Genomic DNA, 9041 nt, shown 5'->3' on the forward strand with positions numbered 1-9041 from the left:
GGGCATATATTATATATTGTTTAATATTGTTTGTAACAATGTTATTAGTCTATCTAGTTAATAACTTAATAATTGATAAGGCTGTTACTTTAATACAATTTATAACTATGTTGGGCTTGTCTTTATTGACATATATAGTAATACAAAATAAAAAACAAATAAGAATAATAAATAATACTATAATAATAGCAATCATTTGTTCAGCTATTATTGGTATTGGACAGTTTTTTCATTTAGATATTGCTTTAAAAATTAATGAAGTACTTCTCCCGGCCAAAACTAATATACTTGATGGGCAAAGGATTTCTGGAATGTCGAATACCGTTATAATATTTTCCTATGAATTAATAATCGGCGTAACATTAATTTTAGCTAGGTTAATTCTGTATAAAAATAAACGATTCGAAAGGTTTTGGCTAATTATAGGATCTCTAATACTACTATGTGCATTAATTATGAACCAAACGAGAAGTGCCATAATAGTAACTGGAATTAACATGTTTTTCATATTGTTAATTTATGCTAAAAATAACAAATCAACTTTAAAAACAATTATGTTATTCTCTATAATCCCAATAAGTGTGATATTGATTGGTAATTATATTATAGGTGTTCTCGATATTTATACTCGATTTCAATCAAATGAATCATCTAGTGCAAGGGTTCCAATGGTGATAACTGGTATTAAATATGCTTTGAATAATCCATTTGGTACTGGTAATTATAATCTTGTAGATAGTTCAGTTGAAATAAATTATTCTCCAAGTATAAAAAGCATAATTTTAGAAAATGATACACATAATCATCTAATCAACTTTCTAGTATATTATGGCTTCTTTGGGTTTATGATAGCAATTAAAATATATCAAATAGTTATTTCTGTTTTCATTAAATCAATGAAAAACAATATTGGTAACCTTGGAAACGTTGTTTACTTTTTATGTATAATAGGTTATTCATTTAATAGCATGACTCATAATTGGGGTATATTTAATTCAGATCCCTTAATGTGGATAATTATCGCAATATTATTTAGAAGCATATATATATATAATGAAAAAGAGGGTGAAATTCACCTCAGTAAGGGAAAGTCTGATTAAATATTTCCTATCTCACCATTTTCATTAAGAGTCTTACATTTTGTTTGCGGATTACTACTAAGAAATTTATCTAACTTTGGTTTAAATCAATCTTTAGTAAAAAATTAGTGATTACTGAATGGGTAATAATAACTGTTTCTAAGATACCTAGGACTGTGTATTAGAATAAATACGCAATCTGGCTATTTCTAGATTGTATAGCTAATTGACCAAAATAGTAAGTTTTCATGGATCAGAAAATAACAAATATTGCACTTTAGAGCATCAGGTATAGGGAAATTTAAAAGTACGCATGGTGTCAATTTACAGTTATCCCCAAAGTTAATTTTCTTTACATAGAAATATTAACTTATAAGTAGGCTACAATTTGGATAAGGTGATATTTATTGAATAAACTCAAAAATATATTTAAAAATACATTTGTAAAAAATGTAATGTTGATTACAGGTGGAACAGCATTTGCTCAGATATTAACCTTTGCACTTTCACCAGTAATTACAAGAATATACCCACCTGAACAATATGGTGTTATTACGTTGTATACGGCAGTTTTAAGTGGTATAAGTTTTCTAGGTTCTATGAATTATGAAATGGGAATACCGATAGCTAAAAGTAAAGAAAAGGCTATAAACATACTATTATTAAGCGTAATTACTTTAATTTTATTTAACAGTATTATTACTCTGATACTTATTTTTTTTGGTGATTTTTTATTAGTGGCTCTTAATGGTGGTGAACTAATTGAATATAAATTTCTAATTCCAGTTGGAGTTCTTTTTTTAGGTTTATATAATATTTTCACTCAGTGGGCATATAGAAAAAAATTATTTAATTCAATAACAAAAACTAAATTCTCTCAATCTATATCACAAAATGTAATTAGTATCGGATTTGGACTATTAGGGACGGGGCCAGTTGGCCTAATTATAGGTAAAATTTTGGGACAAAGTGCTGGGATAACTACCCTATTTTATCCCTTAATAAAAAATGATAGATATTTACTAAAAGAGATTAGGAGGCATGAAATTCTTTGGGCAGCAAAGCGGTATATTAATTTTCCTTTATTTACAACACCACGAAGATTTTTAGGTGATATTACCATATCGCTTCCGATATTTTTTATAGCTTCTTTATATGGACATCAGGCAGTTGGTCTATTTGGTTTAGCTAATAGTATAGTCCAGTTGCCTATAAATCTAATAGGGACATCTGTTAGTAATGTTTTTTATGCTGAAAGTGCTTCATTAAAAGGTAAAAACCCTAAAAGAGTTAAACAGTTGTCGAATAAATTGTTGAGAAATTTAATTGTCATTGGAATTATCCCGTTAATAATTTTAATATTTTTGGGGCCGATATTATTTTCTTTTTTCTTTGGAGATAATTGGAGTGAAGCGGGTGTTTATGCTAGATTACTTTCGCTGGCGATTTTTTCAAGATTAATTTTTAAACCAATCAGTAATATATTTGATATCTACGAAAAACAAAAGCAAGCTCTTTTGATTAATGTGTTAAGCCTTGCGTTAGTTATACTCGCTTTCGGAATTGTAAGTTTCTTATCATTGAATTCTTACTGGGCTGTAGGACTTTATAGTATAGCGATGTCAATTGTATACTTTATGCAATTTTTATTAGCCCAGAGAATATTAAATAACGAGATAAATATTTTTGAAAATAAAACTGAAATGTAATAGACATCCCCTTCTTGGTTAGGCTTAGAGCTTTAAGTTTTTCATAGATTAAATATTCTTTTCATAAAATCGAAATAAGTAATTTTTATAGTATTGGTGAGAATGCAATTAGCGGATGTAAGGTACAACTATTACTTGAAGATTGGTTAAACACAGAAAAAGTTTTTAGATGGAAGATAATTATTAGGAGGAATTTAGATGTCTCCTGAATTCAAGGATGATTTTTTTAGAGGTACTGGAAATAAGTGGAGTTTTTGGTCGGGGATTAGATATTTAGTTACTGAACATAGTTTATGTTATTTATATTTTTTAAGAAGAGTGCAAAAATCCAACAGTAGAATAAATAAAGTATGGAGTATAGTTTTTTTAAGTCATTTGCGAAAAAAGTATGGACTTGAAATACCATATAAAACCAAGATAGGTAGTGGGTTCTATATGGGGCATGCATTTAATATTACTATCAATCCTAATGCGGTTTTAGGAAAAAATATTAATATCCATAAAGGTGTTACAATTGGACAAGAAAATAGAGGAAGACGAAATGGGGCTCCAACTATTGCGGATAATGTTTGGATTGGAGTTAATGCCACTGTAGTAGGTAATATTCAAATTGGAAAAAATGTCTTTATTGCACCCAATTCATATATAAATTTTGATGTACCAGAAAATTCAATTGTTATAGGAAATCCAGGTAAAGTTATTCCCAAAATGAACGCAACTGTTGGATACATTAATAGGACAGTTTAAAATGGAAGCTTTGATGCCATTTGAATATTTCTTAATTAGGAGCAACTAAGAACAGTGCAGCAAGCTTACTAGTTTTTGTTTGTAAAATCATTGATTAATTAATAAAGTCTTTAAATGTACCTGTTTGGAACCAATAAATCCCTCTTATGAAGGTAACGTTTATATCTTTGATATTGATTATCTTTGTAGAGTACAAGATAGCTGTTTAAGCTGAAGAGCGGTATTGAATAGAGAATTCAAATTTTTGGATCCGAACTTCTAGAATAAAAGAGAAATATGATAAAAGAATTTAAATTTGGAGGAGATTTTATGTTCAAAATAGCAGTTGCCGGCACAGGTTACGTTGGATTAGTAGCTGGAGTATGTTTTGCTGAAGTTGGTCATCAAGTAACCTGTGTTGATATTGACGAAAATAAAGTTAGTATGATGAAAAGAGGAAATTCCCCGATATACGAGGATGGCCTTGAGGAACTAATGCAAAAGAATTACGCATCTGGGAGATTAAACTATACCACAGATTATGCTCAAGCATACAAAGATGCAGATGCTATCTTTATCGGTGTAGGAACACCAGAGCAGCCTGATGGATCTGCTAATCTTTCATATATTGCAACAGTTGCTAGGCAAATCGCAGAAACAATAGAAAAGGATTGCTTGATTGTGGTGAAGTCTACTGTTCCGGTTGGAACAAATGACAAGGTGGAGCAGTTTATTTATGACTTTCTTCCACATGATGGGGAGAAATATACTGGTAATGGAACTGGCTACGGCAAAGAAATTAAGGTTGAAGTTGCCTCTAATCCAGAATTCTTGGCACAAGGCACGGCGGTTCGTGATACGTTACATGCTGCAAGAATTATCATTGGGACGGAAAGTAAATGGGCGCAAGAGCTGCTAATGAATATCTATGAGCCCTTTAATATCCCTATTGTCTCTGTTAGCAGAAGATCAGCAGAGATGATTAAATATGCCTCTAACGATTTCTTAGCCCTTAAAATATCTTATATGAACGATATCGCCAATCTTTGCGAGTTGGTCGGAGCCGATATCCAAGATGTAGCAGTAGGGATGAGCTTTGATGAGCGGATAGGTAGCAAATTTTTAAATGCTGGTATTGGTTATGGAGGAAGCTGTTTCCCTAAAGATACAAAGGCATTAAAATATATAGCTGATCAGCATGGATATGAACTTAAAACTGTTAAAGCAGCTATTGATGTAAATACTGAACAAAAAACTCTTCTTTATAAGAAAGCAAGTAAGAGATTGATTACATTTAGCGGTCTGAAAGTAGCTGTACTTGGTTTGACATTCAAGCCAGGAACGGATGACTTAAGGGAAGCTCCATCACTTGATAATATTCCATTATTGTTGGATCAGGGCGCTGATATTTATGCTTTTGATCCAGTTGGAGCGGACAACTTTAAACGGAACTATCCAGAAGGAAAGATCAGCAAAGGAAGTATCACATACGTCGATGATGTTAAAGATGCATTAGACGGTGCCAATGTTTGCTTTATCTTTACCGAATGGGGAGAGATTAAAGCCGTGAAACCTGAAGAGTACAAGAAATTGATGAGGACTCCTTTGGTGTATGATGGACGGAATATCTATGGTATGGAAGGTATGAAGGAAGCAGGCGTTGAGTATCACTCCATTGGTAGAAGCATGGGTGCAGGCAGGCTTTCTAAACCGAATGCAAAGGAGATTGACTCAAATGAAGCAAGACTTCAAACCACTAGATAAAAGTAAAACTTATCTGATTACCGGAGCTGCAGGTTTCATCGGATACTTTTTATCCAAGAAACTGCTTGAGCAAGGCTGCCGTGTTATCGGGATTGATAATATAAATGACTATTATGATGTAAATCTTAAGTTTGCTCGTCTAGAGAAACTCGAACCGTTTGAGAAGTTTACTTTCATTAAGGGTGACATTTCAGACAAGGCTATGATTACTAGCGTTTTTGAAGAGTACAAGCCTAACATCGTTGTGAATTTAGCAGCTCAAGCGGGTGTGCGTTATTCTATTGAGAATCCAGATATTTATATGCAAAGTAATGTTATTGGCTTTTTTAACATTCTTGAGGCCTGCAGATATTATCCTGTGGATCATCTCGTTTATGCATCATCAAGCTCTGTCTATGGGGCAAATAAAAAGGTGCCGTTCTCAGAAACTGATATGGTCGATAACCCTGTTTCTCTTTATGCGGCCACTAAGAAATCCAATGAATTAATGGCTCATACTTATAGCCATCTTTACAAGATCCCAGTGACAGGACTTCGCTTCTTTACCGTCTATGGTCCTATGGGACGACCAGATATGGCATACTTCGGATTTGCTAATAAGTATTTTGCTGGTGAGCCGATCAAGATCTTTAATAATAGAGATTTTGAAAATGATCTTTATCGGGATTTCACATATGTTGATGATATCGTGGAAGGTATAGAGCGGCTTCTTTCGAACCCTTCTGTTGGGGAGAATAATGTACCTCATAAGGTGTTTAACATTGGAAACAGTAACCCTGAAAAACTGATGGTATTTATTGAAACATTGGAGAAATGTTTAAGTAATGCTATGGGGAAAGAGGTACAGTTTGAGAAGGTATTTGAGCCAATAAAGCCTGGGGATGTACCAGCCACTTATGCATCAACAGAATTGTTGGAGCAGGCGGTTGGATTTAAGCCTAAGACCTCGATTGAAGATGGATTGCAGAAGTTTGCGGATTGGTATGTTGATTACTATAAGGTTATATAAATTAAATTAAGGGAATGGGAATTGAATCCATTCCCTTTTTCACTAGTCAAGATAAAGAGAGACTTTCATTAAACAAATTAATAATCTGTTTAGATAGCATTAATAAAATATAAACTTTTTCTACTTGATTCCCAGTTATCTTCTAAGAATTTTAAAACAAATTCTAAGTTGATAAAATTACAATTATAATGTGGTTCGTCTAAGACAGCATGGAAATGATTTACCTTTTTACGAGGTGGATTTCGTTTAATAATTTCTCTATCATATCTAAAGTAATATGTTTCTATCTTATTATCATAATCCCAAACTCCATAATGGTAACTATATTCAAAATTATAGAGGTCTTTTGTATCCACATCATATAAGAGTATTTCTTTAACTTGTAAATAACTATAATCTTCAAGAATAATACCAGAGGGCTTGTCTTTCTTTTGTTTTGGATGTGGTTGGCTAATTAGAACTGGTATAAATTCTCTTTCTTGATTTGAATTTTTATCAAGTACTTTTATACTTTCCTGTTTATTATATTGAAGAATTGGATAAGCATGATCGTATTGTTCTAACTGTAAAGTTGAATTGCTTATTTGCATACACAAAGATTTATAATAAAGATTGGGATGAATTTTTCCAATGAGTTGCAATTCCTCTAAAACTACATCTTGTGCCGAAATAAAAAAGTCTATACTTTTCTTACTCATTTATAATCTCCTGTATTACGTGTATACATATACCATAGTTGTAATTCTATATTGCCCTCATTTTCCTTGGATTCAAACCACTCTTTGAAAACACTAGTACTCATTTGGTATTTATCTTCGCAATATTCAATAAACTCTCTGAAATCGACTTCACTAATATCCTCAGCATTTATGGAGTCATAAACTTCTTTAACATGCATCTCTCTTGACTTATCCTTTTCCATTTGAGCTTCATCCCCAAACTCCATATATTCAGGACTAGGTTGGTCATATTGTATTAAATTTATACCTTCAACTGCATAGTATGCTTCTGTATTAAATGGTGTATTTTCTACTTGAAACATTACAAATTTTTTTAAAAAAAGATCCTCTTCCTCTTCTGTATTTAATCTATATTCAATCGGAGGGTTGTATATGCTTTGATGCTCTAACATTTCAAAAATATTGAGTAGACCGGTATCAACCATTTAAATTTCCTCCCCCCAACCGATAACTTTATTAACAGTAGGAATAACCTTTTCTTTTAACAATGTATTTATATATTCTATGTCTTCACCTATTTTAATAGGGTTGTCTTTATTAATTTTAAGGGTTATTGACAAATTTAAAGGTTTATTTTTATTCATTACCGTAACATAAAAATTGTTGTTATCTATTTTAACTTTAAAACCTAACATTTCTGTTTTTACTTCTTCAGGAAGTTCAGATATAAAAAGTTTATTGAAACCATCATTAAATGTAATACTTTCAAAAGAAAATCTAATATTATTTAAATTTGGTACAAAATCATCAAACATAGAATTTGTAGCGAAGTTCTGTATTAAATCAATGTTCTTCCAATTTATAATATCAAAATCTATGTTGCTACTTCCTTTAAGAACAACTTTTACCTGTTCGTCTGAATTTTCGAATAATGTAATAAGTTGATCTGAATAGAATCTTTGAACTTCAAATAAAGATTTTATTCTATCAATCAGAATATCTTTCTTACCTTCAATACCCATTATTTTAAAGCCGAAAACAATTCTATTAATTTCCATATAATATCATCCTTTTAGATAATTATTACTTATAATTTACCATAAAATCCAATTAAAAGCGATAGGGGAAAGTCGGTTTATGGGACAGATCAATGGACAGGACAGTGTGTCAGCCCCCCACTCAGCTAAAGTTTAAAGTAGTAAAGTGTAAAAGGTAAACAGGGTGAAAATAAGCGTCAAAATGAAGAAAAGTAAGAGCGGTTTGCGACTCTTACTTTTCCGAATTAGTGGACCTTAGATTCCTCTCGGTTCATCCCGGTGTCACGCCCCCGAAATTTGTCGAGGATACTTGGTTTATAATAGATGATTTTGTAGGAAAATAATGTTATTCGATGAATTTTCGAGAATTCAAAATTTGTAATAATTGCCACGACTTAGTCCCGCTAGTGCCAACGGAAGATCCAATAATAAAAGGGTTCTGCTAAAAGTCATTACTGCCAAATTCTCACTTTACACCGAGCCTCTACGGGCAGGATTCTCAGACAAAAAGCTAGCGTTTAAGAAGCTTTCTAAGCAACAAGGTTTTTATATGCTCTAAAGTGTACATCTAGTCTTTTAATCTGTCCTAGGTGACTCACGCAATGAAAGAGAGAGGGTGGCCCGGAAATCTGTCCGAAACGGCTCTAAAATTTTGCTGAAGTGACAGATGATGGAAAACAAAAAATGTTGAAGATAATAGAGTTTAGAATATTGGAAAATGATAGAATGAGGTGTAGCTAAATATTGTAAGGAGGGTTAGGTTGGGTATGAATTAAAGCCACTATCAAGTGTTTTGATCTTAATAATTATTGCTTCTTAGAACTATCTAAATCAAATGATTACGAGAGGATACATAAAAAAATGGCAATAAATGAAGATGGTAGGAAATCACTTTTTAAAAGCCCCGCGTATGAAGGATTATTAAAGCATCAGGATAGTTTAAAAAGCATTTTAAAAAGCCCGGGGTATGAAGGATTATTAAAGCATCAGGATAGTTTAAAAAGCATTTTAAAAAGCCCGGGGTATGAAGGATTATT

General features: G+C 32.1%; 8 protein-coding genes. 5 read left to right on the top strand and 3 right to left on the bottom strand.

The window, feature by feature from the left end:
• From ACFVSW_RS26180 to ACFVSW_RS26200, 5 genes are all read left to right on the top strand, one after another.
• Window positions 1–1100, top strand: a 1100-nt coding sequence (locus tag ACFVSW_RS26180) for an O-antigen ligase family protein (RefSeq protein ID WP_387319564.1), incomplete at its 5' end; no start/stop codon positions are given.
• Window positions 1101–1486: 386 nt separating this feature from the next.
• A complete protein-coding gene (locus ACFVSW_RS26185; protein ID WP_387319565.1) occupies window positions 1487–2788 on the top strand; it encodes a lipopolysaccharide biosynthesis protein in 1302 nt (433 codons plus the stop codon).
• 198 nt (window positions 2789–2986) lie between these two features.
• Complete coding sequence (locus ACFVSW_RS26190) at window positions 2987–3535, top strand: serine O-acetyltransferase (RefSeq protein WP_387319566.1); 549 nt, start codon at window positions 2987–2989, stop codon at window positions 3533–3535.
• Between the two features lie 309 nt (window positions 3536–3844).
• Window positions 3845–5278 carry a UDP-glucose dehydrogenase family protein gene (locus ACFVSW_RS26195; RefSeq protein ID WP_387319568.1) on the top strand — a complete coding sequence of 478 codons (1434 nt, stop codon included), beginning with the start codon at window positions 3845–3847 and terminating at the stop codon, window positions 5276–5278.
• Window positions 5250–6287 (top strand): SDR family NAD(P)-dependent oxidoreductase, encoded by a 1038-nt coding sequence (locus tag ACFVSW_RS26200; protein ID WP_387319569.1) that lies wholly within the window; start codon window positions 5250–5252, stop codon window positions 6285–6287. Before ACFVSW_RS26195 ends, ACFVSW_RS26200 begins: the two co-directional genes overlap by 29 nt.
• Window positions 6288–6376: 89 nt before the next feature.
• Here the strand turns inward: ACFVSW_RS26200 and ACFVSW_RS26205 are convergent, their stop codons facing one another.
• Genes ACFVSW_RS26205 through ACFVSW_RS26215 form a run of 3 tightly spaced genes read right to left on the bottom strand, consistent with a single transcriptional unit; the run spans window position 6377 to window position 8025 of the window.
• A complete protein-coding gene (locus tag ACFVSW_RS26205) occupies window positions 6377–6985 on the bottom strand; it encodes a hypothetical protein (protein ID WP_387319570.1) in 609 nt (202 codons plus the stop codon).
• On the bottom strand, window positions 6982–7452 hold the full coding sequence (locus ACFVSW_RS26210; RefSeq protein ID WP_387319571.1) for a hypothetical protein: 471 nt from the start codon (window positions 7450–7452) through the stop codon (window positions 6982–6984). The genes ACFVSW_RS26205 and ACFVSW_RS26210 overlap by 4 nt, the downstream gene beginning before the upstream one ends.
• Entirely contained in the window at window positions 7453–8025 is a 573-nt protein-coding gene (locus tag ACFVSW_RS26215) for a hypothetical protein (RefSeq protein ID WP_387319572.1), read from the bottom strand.
• Between the last annotated feature and the right edge of the window lie 1016 nt (window positions 8026–9041).

Origin of the sequence: Neobacillus sp. NPDC058068 (genome assembly GCF_042885335.1) — a bacterium.
In the GTDB taxonomy this organism is placed as follows: domain Bacteria; phylum Bacillota; class Bacilli; order Bacillales; family Cytobacillaceae; genus Neobacillus.

Bases quoted from the DNA above. Each gene is read 5' to 3' on its own strand.
- ACFVSW_RS26215 (WP_387319572.1), bottom strand. From the start codon at position 8,025: ATGGAAATTAATAGAATTGTTTTCGGCTTTAAAATAATGGGTATTGAA.
- ACFVSW_RS26200 (WP_387319569.1), top strand. From the start codon at position 5,250: ATGAAGCAAGACTTCAAACCACTAGATAAAAGTAAAACTTATCTGATT.
- ACFVSW_RS26190 (WP_387319566.1), top strand. From the start codon at position 2,987: ATGTCTCCTGAATTCAAGGATGATTTTTTTAGAGGTACTGGAAATAAG.
- ACFVSW_RS26205 (WP_387319570.1), bottom strand. From the start codon at position 6,985: ATGAGTAAGAAAAGTATAGACTTTTTTATTTCGGCACAAGATGTAGTT.
- ACFVSW_RS26210 (WP_387319571.1), bottom strand. From the start codon at position 7,452: ATGGTTGATACCGGTCTACTCAATATTTTTGAAATGTTAGAGCATCAA.
- ACFVSW_RS26195 (WP_387319568.1), top strand. From the start codon at position 3,845: ATGTTCAAAATAGCAGTTGCCGGCACAGGTTACGTTGGATTAGTAGCT.